Annotated in this window: 15 protein-coding genes; 6 read left to right on the top strand and 9 right to left on the bottom strand. The window is 51.8% G+C overall.

The annotated features are described in order from the left end of the window. The first annotated feature begins 248 nt into the window (after positions 1-248). Positions 249-1,910, top strand: coding sequence for a putative transporter (locus ACO6UX_RS08280; RefSeq protein WP_422446617.1), 1,662 nt, complete (start codon positions 249-251; stop codon positions 1,908-1,910). Positions 1,911-2,020: 110 nt separating this feature from the next. Beyond that, entirely contained in the window at positions 2,021-2,536 is a 516-nt protein-coding gene (locus ACO6UX_RS08275) for a hypothetical protein (RefSeq protein WP_422446615.1), read from the top strand. 39 nt (positions 2,537-2,575) lie between these two features. Here ACO6UX_RS08275 and ACO6UX_RS08270 read toward each other — a convergent pair whose 3' ends face one another. Next, positions 2,576-3,856 carry a cation:proton antiporter gene (locus ACO6UX_RS08270; protein ID WP_422446613.1) on the bottom strand — a complete coding sequence of 427 codons (1,281 nt, stop codon included), beginning with the start codon at positions 3,854-3,856 and terminating at the stop codon, positions 2,576-2,578. Between the two features lie 305 nt (positions 3,857-4,161). Here ACO6UX_RS08270 and ACO6UX_RS08265 point away from each other — a divergent pair, with 305 nt between their 5' ends. Then, positions 4,162-4,821, top strand: coding sequence for a YdcF family protein (locus ACO6UX_RS08265; RefSeq protein WP_422446611.1), 660 nt, complete (start codon positions 4,162-4,164; stop codon positions 4,819-4,821). 60 nt (positions 4,822-4,881) lie between these two features. Here ACO6UX_RS08265 and ACO6UX_RS08260 read toward each other — a convergent pair whose 3' ends face one another. Beyond that, the gene (locus ACO6UX_RS08260; protein ID WP_422446609.1) at positions 4,882-7,863 is read right to left on the bottom strand and encodes a hypothetical protein; all 2,982 of its coding nucleotides are present in this window, start codon (positions 7,861-7,863) and stop codon (positions 4,882-4,884) included. Positions 7,864-8,015: 152 nt separating this feature from the next. Between ACO6UX_RS08260 and ACO6UX_RS08255 the strand changes: the two genes are divergently transcribed. Beyond that, a complete protein-coding gene (locus tag ACO6UX_RS08255) occupies positions 8,016-8,990 on the top strand; it encodes a hypothetical protein (protein WP_422446607.1) in 975 nt (324 codons plus the stop codon). Positions 8,991-9,026: 36 nt separating this feature from the next. Here ACO6UX_RS08255 and lnt read toward each other — a convergent pair whose 3' ends face one another. The 5 genes from lnt to miaB form a co-directional block, all read right to left on the bottom strand. Then, a complete protein-coding gene (lnt, locus tag ACO6UX_RS08250; protein WP_422446605.1) occupies positions 9,027-10,586 on the bottom strand; it encodes an apolipoprotein N-acyltransferase in 1,560 nt (519 codons plus the stop codon). Next, entirely contained in the window at positions 10,586-11,428 is an 843-nt protein-coding gene (locus ACO6UX_RS08245) for an HlyC/CorC family transporter (RefSeq protein ID WP_101745588.1), read from the bottom strand. Before ACO6UX_RS08245 ends, lnt begins: the two co-directional genes overlap by 1 nt. A gap of 85 nt (positions 11,429-11,513) precedes the next feature. After that, complete coding sequence (gene ybeY, locus ACO6UX_RS08240) at positions 11,514-11,975, bottom strand: rRNA maturation RNase YbeY (RefSeq protein WP_422446603.1); 462 nt, start codon at positions 11,973-11,975, stop codon at positions 11,514-11,516. Continuing rightward, entirely contained in the window at positions 11,975-13,144 is a 1,170-nt protein-coding gene (locus ACO6UX_RS08235; RefSeq protein WP_422446601.1) for a PhoH family protein, read from the bottom strand. The genes ybeY and ACO6UX_RS08235 overlap by 1 nt, the downstream gene beginning before the upstream one ends. A gap of 101 nt (positions 13,145-13,245) precedes the next feature. After that, positions 13,246-14,595 carry a tRNA (N6-isopentenyl adenosine(37)-C2)-methylthiotransferase MiaB gene (gene miaB / locus ACO6UX_RS08230; RefSeq protein WP_422446599.1) on the bottom strand — a complete coding sequence of 450 codons (1,350 nt, stop codon included), beginning with the start codon at positions 14,593-14,595 and terminating at the stop codon, positions 13,246-13,248. Positions 14,596-14,977: 382 nt separating this feature from the next. Between miaB and ACO6UX_RS08225 the strand changes: the two genes are divergently transcribed. Then, the gene (locus ACO6UX_RS08225; protein WP_422446597.1) at positions 14,978-15,304 is read left to right on the top strand and encodes a DUF1820 family protein; all 327 of its coding nucleotides are present in this window, start codon (positions 14,978-14,980) and stop codon (positions 15,302-15,304) included. Positions 15,305-15,390: 86 nt separating this feature from the next. After that, a complete protein-coding gene (locus tag ACO6UX_RS08220) occupies positions 15,391-17,811 on the top strand; it encodes a hypothetical protein (protein ID WP_422446595.1) in 2,421 nt (806 codons plus the stop codon). 231 nt (positions 17,812-18,042) lie between these two features. On the opposite strand, the gene ACO6UX_RS08215 is transcribed toward ACO6UX_RS08220, so the two are convergent. Together ACO6UX_RS08215 and hemL are read right to left on the bottom strand one after the other, a co-directional pair. Beyond that, positions 18,043-18,696 (bottom strand): hypothetical protein, encoded by a 654-nt coding sequence (locus tag ACO6UX_RS08215; protein ID WP_422446593.1) that lies wholly within the window; start codon positions 18,694-18,696, stop codon positions 18,043-18,045. 52 nt (positions 18,697-18,748) lie between these two features. After that, positions 18,749-20,044 carry a glutamate-1-semialdehyde 2,1-aminomutase gene (gene hemL / locus ACO6UX_RS08210; RefSeq protein WP_422446591.1) on the bottom strand — a complete coding sequence of 432 codons (1,296 nt, stop codon included), beginning with the start codon at positions 20,042-20,044 and terminating at the stop codon, positions 18,749-18,751. Positions 20,045-20,090: the final 46 nt, after the last annotated feature.

The raw sequence follows: 20,090 nt of genomic DNA, 5'->3' as shown, positions 1-20,090 counted from the left end.
GGATCGCTTTGATGCTTTCCTGAAAGCAGTCCGGTGAGGAAAGCTTTGTGGAAAACCAATCAAAGAGTCAGGGAAACTAATAACCCGCAAGGATACAACACTGCCTGCGCAACTGCACTTTTCCTGATGATTTATCCACACAGATTGTCTCGTATTGATCTATATCATCCGGCCTGACTGTCAGTGTTTGGTAAGGTGGCGATCCTTTTTTAATCTTCATCATTCATTCTCACTTTCTGGAAAACATAATGAGCGATATCGCGATATCCATATCGATCCTGTCGCTGGTGGCCGTGCTGGGCCTGTGGATAGGTAACTGGCGCATCCGTGGCGTCGGTATGGGCATAGGTGGCGTGCTGTTCGGGGGTATTCTGGTGGGGCACTTTGTCTATCAGATGGATATCCATCTGGACAGCCACACACTGGAGTACATCAAGGAGTTTGGCCTGATTCTGTTTGTTTACACCATCGGGATTCAGGTGGGGCCGGGCTTCTTTTCATCGCTGAAAAGCCGCGGTCTGAAACTGAATGCCTTTGCCGCAGGGCTGGTACTGCTGGGCGGGGTGGTGGCCACCGTGCTTCATCTGATGTTTGATGTTCCCCTGCCCGTTGTCCTGGGGGTTTATTCGGGCGCTGTGACGAATACGCCTTCTCTGGCGGCGGGTACCGGCATTCTGGCCGAGCTGGGAATGCCAGAGAGCATGCTGGCACTGCCAGGTTCTGCTTATGCGGTGGCTTACCCGTTCGGTATTTGTGGCATTCTGCTGAGCATGTGGTTTATCCGGCGACTGTTCAAAATAGACGTTAACGAGGAAGCGGAAGCCTTTGAGAAAGTGTCCGGTACCGGAAAGGAAAGTCTGTATACCATCAATGTGGCCATTCGAAACCCGAATATTGATGGTCTGGCGCTTCAGGATGTTCCGGGGCTGAATGACGGCGAGCTGGTCTGTTCCCGACTGAAGCGGGGGGAAGAACTGGTTGTCCCCAAAGGCAATACATCAGTGGCGATGGGGGATATTCTCCACCTGGTTGGCAGTCGGCAGAAATTGCAGAATGCCCGCCTTATTCTCGGCGAAGAGGTGCACGCGTCCCTGACCACCAAGGGGACGGAGCTCAGAACTTCCCGGGTGGTGGTAACCAATGAGAAGGTGCTGGGTAAAAAGCTGATCGACCTGAAATTCAAACAGCGTTATGACGTGGTGGTTTCCCGCCTGAACCGCTCCGGTGTGGAGCTGGTGCCCAACCGGGACGCGACGTTGCAGTTTGGTGATATTCTCAACCTGGTTGGTCGCCCTGAGTCGATTGATGCGGTGGCCAATCAGGTGGGCAATGCCCAGCAGAAGCTGCAACAGGTTCAGATGATGCCGGTGTTTATTGGTATTGGTTTGGGGATTCTGCTGGGCTCTGTGCCCCTGACGATCCCGGGCCTGCCAGCGGCGCTCAAGCTGGGGCTGGCCGGTGGACCACTGCTGGTGGCGTTGATTCTTGGCCGAATAGGCAGTATTGGTCGTTTATATTGGTTTATGCCGCCCAGTGCCAACCTGGCGTTGCGGGAGATTGGTATTGTTCTGTTTCTGGCTGTGGTTGGTTTAAAGTCCGGGGAAAACTTTGTGGATATCCTGGTGCATGGGGATGGTTTGCAATGGATGCTCTACGGCGCAGTGATCACCCTGATGCCGTTGCTGGTGATCGGTATTACCAGCCGTATGTTTGGTGGGCTTAACTATTTGAGCCTCTGTGGCCTGCTGGCAGGTTCCATGACGGACCCGCCTGCGCTGGCCTTTGCCAACAGTCTGCATGAAAAGTCCGGAGCGGCGGCACTGTCCTACGCAACGGTTTATCCGCTGGTGATGTGTTTGAGAATTTTGTCGCCGCAGATACTGGCAGTGTTGCTGTGGGGGCTGATGTAAGGAACTGTCCTGAGGGTTGGAACTAAACAGCGCTGGTAATGGTCAAAGCCGTCTTAGTACCAGAAAACATAACCGATTGTTGTTTCAGAGGATCTAGAGGAACTCAGATTATGCCTGGCGTTTTACAGTCCTTTTCAGTGATCACACCCTCAGGTCAACAGGTAGATGTTGCCTTTAGCAATGATTCATCGCAGATATCCGCACTGAGAAGCCTGGAATGCATTCAATGCAGGAATATCACCTACAACGGCAGGAAAATTGATGGTTGTCATCATACGATCTGCCAACCTTGCATAGATAATAACGATTCATTAGCAATAGGTGAGCATAATTGCGATGGTATTGTCGTTACCGGCAAAACATTAACCAGCTACAGTATAGAAACGAGGATGTTTCTGGATAACCTGATTGTTCTCTGCCCCTTTAGCAATTGTAACCAGAAAGCCCTGCTGTCAGATGTTGATCAACACATCAGAGACCACCCGGCTGTTGATCAACACATCGAAGACCAGATAAACCCCGCTAATGGTTCGCTCAGTGAGGCTCAAATTGCTAATGATCCGGGTGAATTGTCTCCGAACTCCCGGTCGTTTGAACATGAAGGTATATTCTTTTTTGTTATTTAATCCAATGCCTCTTTGTGGCATTAAAAACTCAGCAGAGTTTCAATCACTTCTTAACTCATTGCTGGGGGATATCGGTGTTGGCAGTCTGAATACCACCAGGTACGTAGAAACTATAAAGGTCAGAATTGCCGCCCCTTCGATCAGTAATGCGGTCTCCTGCTGGATTCTTCCTGCCGTCATGGCTCCGTAGGCCAGGAGTAGTGAGAATTCACTGCTCTGCCCCAAACGTAACCCCATTTCTGCCGCATTATCGTGTCGTTCGCCTGCCAGATGCTTCAGCAGATATTTAAACAGTATGGGCTTGGCAATTAATACGATCGTTGACGTCAATAGAATAGCCATCAGCAGATGGCTTTTCAGCATCGGTTCAAACTGGGCTCCAACCGAAAAGAAAAACAGAATCAGAAAGAACTCCCTCAACGGTTTCAAACCCTCGGCAATAATCAGTGAGATTGGCGATGTAGCAATACTGACTCCGGCAATAAAAGCCCCGATCTCATGGGACAGACCAAAAGACTCCGCCAGTTGAGCTGCTGTCAGGCACCAGCCCAGAGACACCAGAAAAATATACTCAGAGATAATGTCAAAACGCCCCATTAGCGGTAGCAGGACGTATCGGACAAAACACCAGGCCCCCAGGGCAAATGCACAGGTTTTCAACGGCAGTAATAGCGCTTCGATATGGGCCCCACCGTTGCTGCTGTAAAGAATCAGAATGGTCAGAATGGCCAGAATATCTTCAAACAGCAGAATACTGATCATCACTTCACCGGTTCTCTTATGGTGCAGTGTTGTGGTAGGGATCAGCTTTAAACTGAGTACGGTACTGGAAAAGGCAAGAGACAGGCCAGCGATCAACGCTTCTGTCAATGAAAAATCAAAGAGCAGGGCAAGAGTGGCACAGATCATGGCACCAACAACGCTCAGGCAGAGAAAGGTTACCAGCGCCGTTTGTTTTAACTGTTTGAGCAGGTTTCTGGGGTGCAGGTGTAACCCCAGCAGAAACATCAACAGAATAATCCCCATGGTGGAGATCGCTTCAATATGTCCATCATCCATGACCACATTCAGACCCTGGGGACCAATCAGCATACCAAGGCCTATATAAGCGAGAATAATGGGTTGTTTCAGCCAGACAAACAGGGTGCCCAGTAACGATGCACCACCAAAGATGACTGCCATTTCCAGAACAAGATGCTCAAACGGTCCTTGCACAGCGTAAACCTTATCGTTAAAACTATGGGACTGTTCAGGATAGTTGATCAAACGGGTTGGGATTGTCCGATTTTCAATGAGCGTGTCACAATAACGTGCCGTCACTAAAGTTTTCCCTTTCCGGCCTGTGGGGCTAGGAGCCTGTCGGACTTAAGACTGTCCTACGCGGCAACTGCTCCTGCGTTGCCCTAGCTCCTGCATCCATGCAGTCGTGCGGTTGCGATAAATTGGTCTAAAAATTCCTGCTTCTTCGTCAAATAGCCCCGCTATTCTCCTCAGAAGCAGAAATTTTCATCCTCAATTTCTCGCAATCCTCGCTACGGGGTCGCCTAGACGGACGCTTAAGTCCGACAGGCTCCTAGAAAAACAAATGGACTCCTTTTTTCATGTTGCTGATTTGGCTGATCATAATGGGACTGATTTTTAAGTCATGGATTGCCTGGCTGGCACTGGTCATTCTTTATCTGTTCTCAACCCAGCCGGTTTCATCGCTGCTTATTCGCAGTCTTGAGCGTTACCCGGTCTTTACGCCGGGGCAAACACAACCTGTAGAGCCTCAGGCAGTGGTGATTCTTGGTGGTGGTTTACCTCGTATCAGCCCCGAGATGTCAGGCTTTCGCCCTTCTATGTATACCCTGGAGCGACTCCGTTATGGCGCATGGCTGAGCCGTCAGACTGAGCTGCCGGTTATGGTCAGTGGTGGCGGTTTCCGACCGGAAGCAGCCACCATGGCAGAAAGTCTTAAGCATGATTTTGCTGTGGAAACCCGGTGGTTGGAGGATCAAAGTACTACAACCCGGGAAAATGCAGTGTATGCCCGTGAAATGCTGCCTGAGGATATTCAGTCGGTTTTACTCGTGACCCATGGCTGGCATATGCCAAGGGCCGTTCTCAGCTTTGAACGAGCGGGTTTTCATGTGATTCCGGCACCGGGTATGCTGGCCAATGCCTCAAAAGACACTTTCCGTATCAGTCGATGGTTGCCCAGTGCCCGTTATTTGAGCGACAGTGAACGTGCTTTCAGAGAGTACGCCGGGTATTTATGGTACTGGCTGATCTATCGCAGCTGAGTGTTGTGTTTAACCTCGAAGGCCAGCCTGGGGCAGTGTTATTTAGAAAATTTTTGTCGTTCAATTCATATCAAGCCCATAGTCTTCATCAACAGATAACATGAAGTAAGCCGAAGTCCCATGTTGACCATCAGAGACATCGTATCCGTGAAGACTATCACCGCCAACGGTGTTTTCTCGTCTAAACAGCATATAATCCATTACATTGGTGTCGGTGCTGCATTCTTCAAGCCAGCAAACTAAAGCATAATGCAGTTTACTTTCTTCAGGAAAACTCTTGAGGCATTCTAATACCTGATCCTTATGGATTTGTTGTCCATTAACACACAGGCTGTTGATATAGCAGTGCGCCAGGAAGAAGAAACGTATACGTAAGTTCTGAAATGAGTGTCTCAGTGTTTTGGTGGATTCCAACACCTGTTCTGCTGACAGGTTTTCATGGTCAATTGCCCATTCATTCTGCATAGCCATGAATTTCAGGATACATTGCAGTCGGTGTTGCTCATCGTCCTGAACCGGTGCGTTGTTTGAGATTTGCCAAGCCTGTTGAAGTATATCCTGAGCTTCGTTGGTGTCACCGTACCGCAGAGATTGTTTCAGCCTTTGAATCAGATATTTGGTTTGCACAGCCGAATGATCGCCGGGTATTTCATTAAACGCGTCTAATACTTGCTGGTTATCCCAGATACTTTCCAATACTTTCGTCTTCAATGGCAGCTGAGAATACAAAATAGTGTTTTCGAGCAACCAGCCACCCCGTTCATAATCCACCGCATCCAGCGAGGCCTGCTGGTCATTCAACAGCAGATCTCTCAGGCAACATTCCGCTTTGAAGTGCGCTGCTGCCAATTGGCCCGCCGGATTGTTGGTGAAACCCCGGACCACTTCCTCCGGTGTAATTTGCAGGCCATTCAAGGCCAGGCTCCTCAGGCAACATTCCGCCTTAAAGCAAGCCAGTTCCATTGTTGCCATGGCACCCTGATAGTCATTAACCACTTCATCCGGTGTAATCTGCTGGCCATTCAGCGGCAGGCCCTTCAGGCAACATTGTTCCTTAAAGCGCGCTATTCCCAGTTTGCCAATCTGACTGTCCGGAAAACCCTTAACGACTGCATCTGGTGTGACCGGCTGGCCATTCAATGGCAGGCCCTTCAGGCAACATTGCTCCTTGAAGCGGGCCCTTCCCAGTTTGCCTTCCGGACTATTTGGGAAACCCCTGACTACTTCATCCGGAGCCACCTGCCGGCCATTCAATAGCAGTCCTCTCAGGCAACATTCTGCTTTTAGGCGAGCGGGCTCCAGGGTTGCTCTGGCGGCCTGATAATCCTGCATCACCTCTTCCAGTGTCACCTGTCGGCCCTTCAGTGGCACGCCCTTCAGGCAACACCGTTGCTTAAAGCGCGCCTGCGCCAGTTTACCTTCCGGACTATCCGGGAAATCCTTAACCACCTGATGTGCTGTGACCGACTGGCGATGCAGCAGCTTGCCCCTGAAACAACATCGTTCCTTGAAGCGGGCCCTGCCCAGTTTGCCTTCCGGACTATCCGGGAAATCCGTAACCACCTCTTCGGGGGTGACCTGCTGGCCATACAACAACAAACCCCTGAGGCAACATTGTTCCTTGAAGCGCGCTATCCCCAGTTTGCCTTTCCGACTGTTCAGGAAATCATTCACCACCTCATCCGTTGAGACCTGACGGCCCTGCAACAGCAGGCCCTTCAGGCAGCATTCTGATTTGAAGTGTGCCAGTTCCAGTAGTGATCTGGCGGCCTGATAACCCTTAACCACGGCATCCGCTGTGACCCGCTGGCCATTCAACGGCAGGTTCCTCAGGCAACATTGTTCCTTAAAGCGCGTCAGCTCCAGCAGCGCTTTGGTTGTCTGATAACCGTTAACTACCTCATCCGGTGAGACCGGCCGACCATTCAACCGCAGTCCTTTCAGGCAACATTCTGCTTTAAAGCGAACCATCTCCAGTGGTGCCCTGGCGGACTGATAATCCTTCATCACCTCATCCGGTGAGACCTGTCGGCCAAACAACAGCAGGTGCTTCAGGCAACATTCTGCTTTGAAGCGCGCCAGCTCCAGAGATGCCCTGGCGGCCTGATAATCCTTGACCACCATATCCGGTGTGACCCGTCGACCATACAGCAGCAGGTTCTTCAGGCAACATTCTGCTTTGAAACGCGCGATCCCCAGTTTTCCGGCCGGACTGCCCGGAAAACCCTTAACCACCGCATCCGGTGTGACCAGCTTGCCATCCAACCGAAGTCTCTTCAGGCAACATTCCGCTTTGAAGCGTGCCAGCTCCAGTGTTGCTCCGGCCGCCTGATAACTCTGAACCACTGCATCTGCTGTGACCCGATGGCCATGCAACGGCAGGCTCTTCAGGCAACATTCTGCGGTGAAGCGGGCTACCCCCAGTTTACCGGCTTGACTGTCCGGAAAAGCCTTAACCACCTCATCCGGTGTAATCTGCTGGCCATTCAACGGCTGGCCGCTGAGGCAACATTGTTCCTTAAAGCGCGCTCTTCCCAGTATGCCGTGTGGAGTATTCGGGAAATCCTTGATCACCGTATCCGCTGTGACCGGCTGACCATTTAATGGCAGGCCCTTCAGGCAAAATTCTTCTCTATAGCGTGCTATCGCCAATCTGCACTTATCATTGCCATCTGGCTGTCGGTTGAATTCTTGGATGACCTGCTCCGGGGTGACTTTTTTATTGTCAAGAAGAATGTTCTGTGCACAAAGCCTTTGCAGGAAAAAGCCAGCTCTGAGAGACGAACGGTCACTGCCATAGGCTTTAAACACCTCAGCCGGGGTGATTTGATGTCCCTTTAACAGCCTTTTATTCCAAAAGGCAGCCTCAATACGCCTGGCATCATTCAGGGGTGGGGCTGTGCCTCTGTGAAACGGATGCGTTGAGACATTTTTACCGTTAAATCTACATCCGACGCGGTCAGGAATCCTGTTTGAGCCGACTTGTTGCTTAACCCGGCCCGCAGGCTTCGGGGGGGAATGAGTGGATGCTGCTGCTTTCAAAAAGACACCCTGCACACCTGGACATTAAATATCGCCGTTTGACCTTGCAGCGGCTGTCCGGTTCCATTTTTATATAAGGAACATTGGACGAAACTTTTTTCTGGATTGCCAATCAAAAGTTCAAACTACTTCAGCTTCGAGAGGATATTTTGATGGATGCCCCCGGAACTCAGCCCCTTGATCCGTACAGACATGTGTCTGGTGAGGCGATTGCCAGTGGTGGAATTGCTTCAACTATGGAGCAGAAGGTGCTTGATTTTTCCAGGTGCAGACATGTATCTGATTTTGCTGATAAGGCAAAACCTCTGGCTTCTGTGGCTGCTGAAGCGTTACGTATCGGCAGGGATGTTGATTGCCCTTTTGGCATGAACCCTCTTCACTGGGCATGTGCAGCAGCAGATTCTCAGGCATTTCAGGTGATTTGTAATTCAGTTTCCCGTGAGCGGATTGTTTCACTGTTTAATGAACCCAATGGGGCCAGATCAGTCGATGAAATGGCCTATGAAGTTGCTGGTAAAGTGGGGCCGGCAATCAACAGGGACTGTCCGGATCAAATACTGGTTTTTCTGTTAAACAGTGCTCCCGAAGCACTGCGGACGGAATATTACCAACTGTTTAAATCCATCAAGGCAATATTAACTCCGGGGGATTTAAAGGGGCAGGCTGCCAATAATACGGGTAATAACCGGTTTAATCTGGCAGCCGGTGGCAGGGAGGAGGTGGTGCGGTGGTACTGTGATATGTTCAGGGCTGATCCTGACTATCAAATCGCCATCAATCATCCGACCAATGCGGGTGTAAGGCCACTTCATCACGCAGGCAGAAGTGAACATCCCGAGAGGGTTAAAGTATTTGCATTATTGTTAGCAGAAGGAGCCTGGCCGAGTTTGGAAAATCTGGATGACCGGGGTAATTCGCCATTGGATCATCTCCAGCCTGATGACCGGATGATCGATCAGATAATTGGTTATGTTGAGGAATATCTGGGATTATCCGGGCTGGAAGAAGCTGTAAGACAGAGTAGGCTGGAAATGATAGTGTCTGAACTTATCGCTGCGTTTGAACGATTTGAGCAGGAGGTGGATTTAACCAGGGACGTCGCTCTTGGGAAGACAATGGCCCCCTGAGGGGCTGTCCGGGGGGGCTGGGTCTATCCCACGGCATCACTGACTTCTTTTTCGGGGGGTTCTTGCATACAGCGGCAGAAAAATCAGAAACAAGCCTAGCAGTAACACCGGCCAGGAGCCGTACATCATAAATGGTGTCTGGCCCTCGCGAACCTCTGCGGTTGCTGACAAAACGCCATGGGTAAAGCGCGGAATCGTTTTTACCACACGTCCCTTTTCATCAATCAGGGCGGTAATGCCATCATTGGTGGCCCGGATCATAAAGCGTCCGGTTTCCAGTGCTCGCATCCGGGCAATCTGGAAATGCTGGACAGGGCCAATGGATTTGCCAAACCAGGTATCGTTGCTGATGGTAATCAGCAGCCCACTCTCTTGCGCCATTTGTGCGACAAAGTTCGGGTAAACCACCTCATAACAGATATAAGGGGCAATGGTTACCTCGCCCGCCTTGAGTAAGGTCTGTTCTGAGTCTCCACGGGAGAATTCTGACATGGGCAGGTTAAAGAAATCAATCAGCCCGCGCAGCAGGGACTCCATGGGAACGTACTCACCAAATGGCACCAGCTTCTGCTTGTCGTAGCGGCCGGGGCCGTCTGCGGGTAAATAGCCTTCTCCCAGAGACAGAATACTGTTGAAGTAACGGGTTTCGCTGCCAGCATTATCATCCACTGGCATACCAAGAATTAATGTACTGTTATTCTGACGGGCCAGTCTGTCCAGCTGGGCCATCAAGCCCCGGGCACGGTTATAAAACAGTGGAATGGCATTTTCCGGCCAGATAATCAATTCCTGCTGCCACTGGTCTTCACTCAGGCCAATGTAATTAATGATGGTGGTGTGAATAAAGTCAGGGTCCCACTTCAGGTTTTGGGGAATATTTCCCTGTACCGCGCTGAAGGAGATATCGCCGGTTTTTTCTGTCCATGCCATGTTGTTGAGCGGCCACGAAAGTCCCCAACCTGCCAGGGCGATGAATAAAGCAATAATATTGGGTGTTCGCTGCTGTTTAGCCGGAATAATCAGGGCAAACAACAGGCAGGCGGTGGCTACCATCAGCAGGCTTAAGCCATAGGTTCCGATAACGGGAGCCAGCGTTGCAAAGGGCGTGTCCAGAAGTGCATAGCCCGATAACAGCCACGGAAAGCCAGTCAGCAACCAGCTGCGCACCCACTCAAACAGTACCCAGAGCCCTGAAAACATCAGTGCCTGCTGCCAGGGGGGCATTGCCCCGGCTTTTCGTTGATTAAGCCAGCTGTAAAGCAGGAAGACCGGCATGATCATCAGGGCGGAAATGCCCAGGACAAAAAGCCCGGTCAGCAGTCCGGCCAGCATGGGGGAAGCGGCCCCAAATTCATGGATACTGACGTATATCCACGATGTGCCAGCCCCAAACATCCCGACGCCAAAAAGAAAACCGCACATTGTTGCGGTCTTGACGGGTAATGTTCGGGTCAAAAGAAAGATCATGCCAACAGCCAGCATGGGAACTGGCCAGATGTCAAAAGGGCTGAAGCCCAGGGGCATGGCCGCACCTGCGGCCAGCGACAGCAGGTAGCGCACAACCTGAAGAGATGAACGGGACGTCGCAGCAGGCATCAGCAGGGGGTTACCCGCAACAGTCGAATCCGACGACCATCGGCGTTCAGTACATCAAAGCGGAAGCCGGAAATTTCCACGGATTCATTGCGGGTTGGCATATGGCCAAACTCCTGCATGACGATACCACCAATGGTATCAAACTCATCATCCGGGAACCTGGTGGCAAACTGCTCGTTAAAGTCTTCAATGGGCGTCAGCGCTTTGACAATAAACGCGTGTTCAAGGTCATCCGCCGGTTTGATAAAGGTATCTTCGTCAACATCGGTTTCATCCTCGATATCGCCAACAATCTGCTCAAGCACATCCTCAATGGTGACCAGTCCGGCCACTCCACCAAATTCATCAATAACGATGGCCATGTGGTTACGGTTGGTGCGAAACTCCCTGAGCAAAACATTCAGGCGTTTGCTTTCCGGGATAAAAGTCGCTGGTCGTAAATGGTTCTTGATATTGAATTTGCCCCCGGTGTTAAGAATCAACGGCAGCAGATCCTTGGCCAGCAGAATACCGATGACTTCATCTTTGGTATCGCCGATAACCGGGAAGCGGGAGTGGGCCGACTCAATAACCTGGGGCAGGAACTCTTCCGGGTTCTGGTCTTCATCCACACAGACCATCTGGGAGCGGGGGATCATGATTTCACGAACCTGCATGTCCGCGACCTGAACAGCGCCTTCGATGATGCTCAGCGCTTCATCATCCAGCATGCCCCGGCTTCCGGCATCTCGCAGTATGCCCAGCAGCGCGTTGCGGTCTTTGGGGTCCTGGTGAAATATGCTGGTCAGTTTGTCCATCCATGATGGTGACGGATGATCTTCCGTCGAATGGTCGTCGCTCATTGCCCTCTGTCTTCACGGCTATGCCCACCTCCCGGTGGGCGGTTTACTGATGAATGTGTTAAACGTGATCCAAAGCCTGTCAGGATTACTCTCTGTCCTGATAGGGATCAGGATAGCCGAGCTGACCGAGAATTTCCGTCTCCAGAGACTCCATTTCTTCGGCTTCCTGATCGTCAATGTGATCGTAGCCAAGCAAGTGAAGTGTGCCATGAACCATTATATGAGCCCAGTGGGAATTGAGACTTTTTTTCTGTTCAATAGCTTCCTGCTCAACAACAGGGACGCAGATTATCAAATCACCCAGTAATGGCAACTCCAGTTCGGCAGGCAGATCGGAAGGAAAGGACAGTACATTGGTTGGCCCTTCCTTGCCCCGCCATTGCCGATTCAGCTCGGCACCTTCATCTTCATCGACGATCAGGAGGCTGATTTCAGCTTCCTGACGGTGCTGGCCAACGGCAGCTGCGGCCCACTTTTCCAGCTCACTCTGTTCGGGAAGCTGTGTGCTGCGGCTGTTAATCATCACATCAATATGAACCGAGGCCATTATTGTGCGCCTTTGGGTGATGAAGAGCCCTCGGCTGGTAAAGAGCCCTCAGCTGGTAAAGAGCCTTCAGCGGGTAAAGAGCGTGCAGAGCGGGGAGCAGAAGGTTGCTTACCCGGTCGGGAATACTTTCCTGTTGACTGCTCCTGGGTCAGTTTGTCGAAACGGTCATAGGCCTGCACGATCCGTTGTACCAGGGGATGGCGTACCACATCCTTGGCGTTAAACCAGGTAAAGCCGATACCGTCGACCCCTTTGAGGACTTCAATGGCACTGGCCAGACCGGAGCGTGTCCCCCGGGGCAGGTCAACCTGGGTGATATCACCGGTAATCACGGCGGTAGAGCCAAAGCCGATACGGGTCAGGAACATCTTCATCTGCTCCTGAGTGGTATTCTGGGACTCATCGAGAATAATAAATGAATTATTGAGTGTACGACCCCGCATGTAGGCCAGCGGGGCAACTTCAATCACATTTTTCTCTATCAGTCGGTCAACCCGCTCAAAACCGAGCATTTCATACAGGGCATCGTAGAGAGGCCTGAGATAAGGATCGATTTTCTGGGACAGGTCGCCAGGCAGAAAGCCCAGTTTTTCCCCCGCTTCCACCGCAGGACGCACCAGCAGAATGCGACGGATCTGTTCTTCTTCCAGGGCCTGTACCGCAGCGGCAACGGCCAGGTAGGTTTTCCCGGTACCCGCAGGGCCAATACCGAAATTGATGTCGTGCTGCAGAATCGACTTTACATAACTTTGCTGGTTAGGCCCCCGGGGCGTAATCAGGCCTTTGCGGGTACGCAGAGAGATCAGCTTGTCTTCGGGTTCTTCGTGTATCCACTCAATGGCCGATTCCTGCAGGAACAGGTGAACCGTGTTCGGGCTGAGGGGTTCGTCCTTACCGGTTTCTCTGAACAGTCGCTTGACGACTTCGCCCGCTACCTCCGCACGGCCATTGTCACCCTGGATGGCAAAGACATTACCACGATGACGGATGGTGACACCGAGACGTTCTTCGATCTGTTTCAGGTGCTGGTTGAATTGCCCACAGAGTTCGGCGAACCTCTGTGGCTCATCAGGCTCAAGAGAGAAGCGGCAGACGTTTTGATCAGTGGCATTATGGCCAGAGGCGTTGTTACTTCCGGAAGAGTCCTGTCCTTGTGTTTTGGTATTCAAAGTCAGTGTTTAGCCTTTACTGCAAGTGGATTCAGGTAAGATATTACGATGGTCTCTGAATGTAAGCCAGTCAGGAAAAAGAGGCATTACGCCTCTTTTTCTCAGGCCACGCTGTCCAGCTCGGAACTGATCAGCGTGCCACGCAGAGAGTGCGGCAACGCTTCAACAATCTCGACATCCGCAAAGTGGCCAATCAGGCGAGGGTCAGCACACTGGAAATTCACTACCCGGTTGCACTCGGTACGTCCTGATAATTGTCCCGGATCTTTCCTGGAGTAACCGGTCACCAGAATCTTCCGGGTGCTGCCCACCAGACGACGGCTGATCTGAATAACCTGCTGATTAATGCGGTTCTGCAAAATCTGCAGGCGCTGTTTCTTCACTTCCTCGGGAACATTGTCTTCCATATCGGCGGCGGGAGTTCCGGGGCGCTTGCTGAAGATAAAACTGAACGAGGCGTCAAAGCCCACTTCTGCAATAAGGTTCATGGTGTCTGCAAAGTCCTGATCGGTTTCTCCCGGGAAGCCGACAATAAAGTCCGAGGAGAGCTTCAGGTCAGGGCGGATAGCCAGAAGCTGTCGTATTTTCTTCAGGTAGTCTGCTGCGGTGTGCTCCCGTTTCATCAGTTGCAGGACCCGGTCAGAACCACTCTGTACCGGCAGGTGCAGATGGCTGACCAGCTCGGGAACTTCGGCGTAGACATTGACCAGGCTGTCTGAAAACTCCAGTGGGTGAGAGGTGGTAAAGCGGATACGGTCAATCCCGTCAATGGCAGCCACCACCGTGATCAATTCCGCCAGGTCACAGACGGAGCCATCGTGTTTTTCACCACGATAGGCGTTGACGTTTTGCCCCAGCAGGTTGATTTCCCGAACGCCTTTTTCCGCCAGGCCATAGCATTCAGCAATAACGTCATCCATGGGGCGGCTGATTTCCGCACCACGGGTATAAGGAACGATGCAGTAAGTGCAGTACTTGTCACAGCCTTCCATAATGGAGACAAACGCCGTTGGACCATCCACACTGGGTTCCGGCAAACGGTCAAACTTTTCAATTTCCGGGAAGGTAACATCCACCACAGGAATATGGTTGGCCTTGCTGGCATCGATCATTTCCGGCAAACGGTGCAGGGTCTGTGGGCCAAACACCACATCAACCTGGGGTGCCCGTTTACGGATCTCATCACCTTCCTGGCTGGCAACGCAGCCGCCAACGCCGATGATCAGGTCCGGGTTTTTCTCTTTCAGTTTTCGCCAGCGACCCAGCTGGTGGAACAGTTTTTCCTGGGCTTTTTCCCGCACGGAGCAGGTGTTTACCAGCAGGACATCCGCCTCTTCCGGATTGTCCGTCAGCTCCAGGGTATGAGTCTCGCCGAGCAGATCAGCCATACGGGCGGAATCGTACTCGTTCATCTGGCAACCATGGGTTTTGATATACAGTTTTTTGCTCATTTCACACTTTACTGGCTTGTGCCGGGAGGCTGTCCGGGAATAGTCCACCCTGTGGGCGCTATTCCCAAACAGCCTCCTGGAGGGCTCAAACCTGCAGCGAGGCCAAGCCTGTTGTTCATAAACCGGGCATTATAGCTACCCTGCACCATGGAGGATAGTCAAGGATGAGCCCGGTTAAACCGTGATTACATAGATTGTATTGTGGTCATTGCAGAGTGCGGGCGTGGGATGACGAATAATCGATCCGGTCAGATTTGTACATTCCAGTGTATTTAGGCAAACCATTGCAGTCAGGCTTTGTGTTATGATCTGCGCCCTGAAATCCTATGGTCAGCTCAAGCCGTAAAACGTCTGGGCAGAATTAACGTGGTACTAGAACCTAATGGCGAAAACCCCCATTTTCCGTGTGATTTTTCAAAATCAGGGCGAAGTGTTTGAAATCTACGCCCGACAGATCTTCCAGAGTGAACTCTGGGGTTTCATTGAGGTTGAGGAGTTTGTCTTCGGTGAGCGCAGTCAGCTACTGGTTGACCCGGGCGAAGAGAAACTGAAGGCAGCGTTTGAAGGTGTAAAGCGCAGTTACATTCCACTGAATACCATTATTCGTATTGATGAGGTGGAAAAAGAGGGAACCGGCAAGGTTTTTGAAGCACAGGGTGATAATGTCCGACCCTTCCCCGTGATGCCCCATATTCCCAGCAGGGACTGAACTTAACCGCTGGTTAGGCAGTCACAGCTCGTATCCATGGCATCAGCACCGTCATCCTTTGGCCTGTGCCGGTAGTGGGGGATATTATGGATTCACTGTCAGATTCTCTTAAGTCACTGGAAGTTGGCAGTGCTGTCCCAGGGGGCAGTGATGCGATGTCTGCTTCTGGTTCAGCCTCAGCCATCGCGTGGGGACGAGAGTTGGCAGTGGTTAATGTCTCATCACCGGCATGTTCAGGGTTCCCTGTTGCTACGTTCCCCGATGCCGCTCCCTGCACCTCTGCAACCGCTGTATCTGATCATGGCCCCGGGCTGTTAATGGGTAACCCTGTTAACAGCGAAAAGAACAACCATTTATCGAGCCGGGAAAAAGTGGTCGCGGTGATGTCCGCCTTTGGTACATCGCACCCCTTCGATAGCCGGGCGATAATGCGCATTTTAGCTGCATGCATTTGTGATGAAGAAGAGCAATTGTCTCCCTTCGTCAGTAATGGTAAGAAATGCAATTTTCTGTTGTCAGGATTTCTGGCTTTGCAATATGCCGGGGAGCCTGAAGCCACTGAACCCATCCTGGCAAAGCTTAAGAATATTGATAAGGATTTTCTCGACCTTTATCTCAGGGCTGTTGAGCTATATTTGCTGATTTCCGGACAGTCACCCTCTTCTATGGATTATGAGCAGGTGCAGGAGCTTTCTCAGTTGGTCCGGGAGACTGAATTTTTTCCCGCCGCCTGGCTGCTGGTGAAGCTGAGTTGTAATACAGATAAGCTGCTGCTGGTTTCACCCTTTCTTATCCCGCGTCTGCTGGTTCCGTTCCTGAATCGGAGCTCTGAAATGATTATGTTGGAACGGACTTTTGCCCGGGAGCTGATGGATGCATTCACTACCCTCCTCAAGCTGACTGACAAACACTTCAAAAGCTGTCTTGAAAAAATGACGCCCCGTGACTTGTTCATGCTGGATTTGGGGGGGCTGATAATGGGTACCAATGCCAAGCCTGAGATCAAAAAGTTTGCTGACTATCCGGAAGGGCTGAGGCAGATCATTACTTTGGACTGGAGTGACATTATTCGTTCCCGACAGGAAGGTGGCAGGCTCGAACTTCGCTCCAGGCGCAACCGCTATAACCATAACGATCTCAGGCAAGTGTTTGAGGAATCGGGGGCGAAGTTGCGGGTATCGAAAGGGACAATAAATAATCTGCTTGGCGGGGTATTCAAGGATGCAGGCAAGGGGGATACGAAAAGAAGGCTGTATAAGTACTTCGAGCAACGTCTTGAGGCGAAGGAGTCACGCTTTGTAAGTGGGCTTATGAAGTTGACCAAAGGGCTAATGTACCTTTGTTCCACAGGGTTTGAAAAACATCCGCTGATCGCCCTTATACATCTGGCTAATGCGGCAGACAGTGGCTTGTCCCCGCTGCTGCTCAAAGATGCGGGTGATATTAACCTGGGTTTTGGTCGGTTTGAAAAGTCCCGGGAACTGTATCAGCAGCTGCGCAGCTTACCCGGTTTGCCAGAGTCCCTCAGGCGAAGGCTGGATTCATTAATTGAAATCTGTGAGTTAAATATTCCTGCCGTAACCAGCACTGCAGCAACAGATGCTGTTAAAACGCCGGTTGTCGTTGAATCTGGCAGCAGGAAAAGCAGGAAAAAAAGAAAAACACATCAGCGCAGCAGGGCGGAGTTCAGAGGGAACGTGGTTGCCCCGAAGCAGCACAGTCCGGATACGGAGCAAACACCTGAAGTTGCCCGGCCGGTTAAGCAGAGGCATTTGCCGTCGGAGTCTGATTTGCCTGAACAATCAGATTCTGAAGACCGCGAACATCCGGATAAAACCCCGGAAGCGGTACAGATAGACCAACTTTCACCGGTTACATCTTTGAGGCCAGCGCCTGAGAAGGTGGCCGGGGCAACGGCCCCACGGCAGCTGTTTATGCCAAGGGAGGGGCGCTTCAGCGATAGTGATTTGATGGTTCAGAGGTTTGTCCGGGAGATTAATGCCCATCGAAACAAAAGTGATCTTGCCAGTGAGCAGTTGTGTATTGAACAGTGGCTGATGCAGGACCAGGTCTATGGGCGTGTTTGCGAAGATGCAGCCTGGTTCTACTTGCGGCAGTGTATTTTTCCCGAGCAGATGAACGCGGTCATCCTGGCCGGTGACCAACTGAATGATGAGAAGGAGGCAAAATGGCAAATGTTGCACTTTGCCCTGGATTGGGTCTCCCGGGCCATGGCCTGTTACCTGGCACAGCCCATAGAGAAGCGTATCCTCAGTGGCCGGTTGCAGGAGATGCTGATTCAGCGGCACCATCAGAACCCGGAGCAAAAAAAGGACGCTGAGGCCTGCAAGCGCCTGCGATCCGGATGCTCCGGTTTTGGCCATGTTTTTTCTGAGTTGAGTGGCCTGGTCAGCAGCCACAAGCTAAGAAAAGTTTATGATGACAAGGGGCATGAGTTTTTTGCGTTAAAACGCATTGCCGATCCTCTGTATTACCTGGGGGTGTGATATTGCCTAGTACATGGTTTCAAAGAGTTTGACGTGTACAATCTCCGTTCACCCTGAGCGGAGTCGAAGGGTGCTTGGCACGATCTATCAGAGTCCGGAGTTTCCGCCTTTAGGCCCTATGGGTCCTTCGATACTTCGACAAGCTCAGCACTCAGGACGAACGGAGTGCGGAGGCACGACAACCCTTCACACTCATTGAAACCATGTACTAGGTTCCCGGCTTGATAAGGCTCAGGCCGATAACTGCTTGTCGTTGTCGTTTTGATACCGGTTTTTAAAGAGCAGATACAGTCCACTGCTCAACAGCAGGTTGCCCAGTCCAATCAGGTACCGGAATAAATCCAGCCTCAGATAGCCAGCCAGTGTGCCTTCAGTACCGATGATCAGCGCGCCGGTAAAATAGCTGGTAACAGAAGCGATGATCAGCCACTTCGGCCCGGACTCCACCGTTGAACGCAATAGCAGGCATGACGCGAAAATCAGTAGCACAGCCATTTGCAGGTCACGGTAAATAATGTCTAAACCGTACCATCGACAGACTTCGTAAACCACGCACACACCCAGTATCAGCCGACCCCAGGCGGCCCGACTCCAGCTGCTGACGCTAACGCCAAGACAGGTGGCAATTCCGGTCAGAGGCGGCGCAAGAAACATGGCAGCATTCACCAGCATCTCGTGGGGGCCTGACCAGGCACTGGAGATACCATAACGCAGGCTGCCAGTAATGGATGCCAGCGCCATTAGCAGGAATCCCAGCAAGGCAGCAGTGGCAGAAAAGCGATGAACGTCAGCGAAACTCTTTTGCTGTGCCATAAGAAAAACAGCAAAAAGGCAGGCAAAGGCCAGCACGGCATCGGAAATAGCCAGAGAACTCATTGTTTGCAAAATTGCTTAACCAGTCATTTAATAAAATACTCCGAAGATCAGCCTTCCGGACTCAGGATAATCGGGCGAATGCTTTCTCTGCCGCACTCCATGTAGCGTCCAGCTCTGCCTGACCATGGGCTATGGATATAAATCCAGCCTCAAATGCTGAGGGTGCCAAGTATACGCCATTATCCAGCATGCCATGGAAGAATTTGGCATAGCGCCCGGTGTCACAGGCCATCACTTTGGTGAAGCTGTCTATGGTATTGTCGGTATGATGCTGGTCGGTGAAAAATAGACCAAACATGCCGCCTACCTGGGATGTGGTAAAAGGAATACCGGCGGCTTCTGCTTTTTCTCTGAGACCTTGCAGAAGTACCGTGGTTTTCTCCGTCAGGGATTCATGAAAGCCGTGGGTAGACAGATTTTCCAGTGTGGCCAGACCGGCAGCCATGGCCAGCGGGTTACCAGAGAGTGTTCCGGCCTGGTAAACAGGGCCCAGTGGTGCCAGGTGCTCCATAATCTCCCGGCGACCACCAAAAGCACCCACGGGCAGACCACCGCCAATAATTTTACCCAGTGTCGTCAGATCCGGCGTTACGTCGTAATAGGCCTGGGCACCACCCAGTGCAACCCGGAAACCGGTCATGACTTCATCAAATATAAGGACAGTGCCGTATTCATCACACAGCTTGCGCAAGCCTTCCAGAAAACCGGGAACGGGTGGAATACAGTTCATGTTGCCAGCCACCGGTTCAATGATGATACAGGCAATTTCATCACCAACCTGCTGGAAGGTTTCTTCCACCTCGGCAAGGTTGTTGTAGGTCAGGGTAATGGTTTTTTCCGCCAGTGCAGCGGGCACTCCCGGTGAATTGGGCACACCCAGGGTCAGGGCACCGGAACCGGCTTTTACCAGCAGTGAGTCGGAGTGGCCGTGGTAGCAGCCTTCAAACTTGATGATTCGGTCACGACCGGTAAAGCCCCGGGCCAGACGAATGGCGCTCATGGTTGCTTCAGTGCCGGAGTTGACCATGCGCAGCAGCTCCATGGAGGGCACCATCGCCCGTACCATCTTGGCGAGTCGGGTTTCCAGCTCCGTGGGTGCACCAAAGCTCATGCCAGCCAGGGCCTGATCACGCACGGCAGCGATCACATCCGGGTGGTTGTGGCCGAGGATCATGGGGCCCCAGGAGCCGATGTAGTCAATGTATTCCCTGCCGTCCACATCATAAAGATGCGCGCCACGGGCTTTTTTAAAAAAGATGGGCTTGCCGCCAACTCCTTTAAATGCTCTGACCGGTGAGTTTACTCCCCCGGGGATGACCGTCTGGGCATCGTCAAAAAGTTGTTCAGAACGAGACATGGTGGCAATTCCTTAACATAGGCTGTGCGGCTTAACCCCGGGGTTT

The sequence above is a fragment of the Endozoicomonas sp. ALB091 genome (assembly GCF_049310265.1).
In the GTDB taxonomy this organism is placed as follows: Bacteria; Pseudomonadota; Gammaproteobacteria; order Pseudomonadales; family Endozoicomonadaceae; genus Endozoicomonas.
This window is presented reverse-complemented; position numbering and strand designations above follow the sequence as displayed.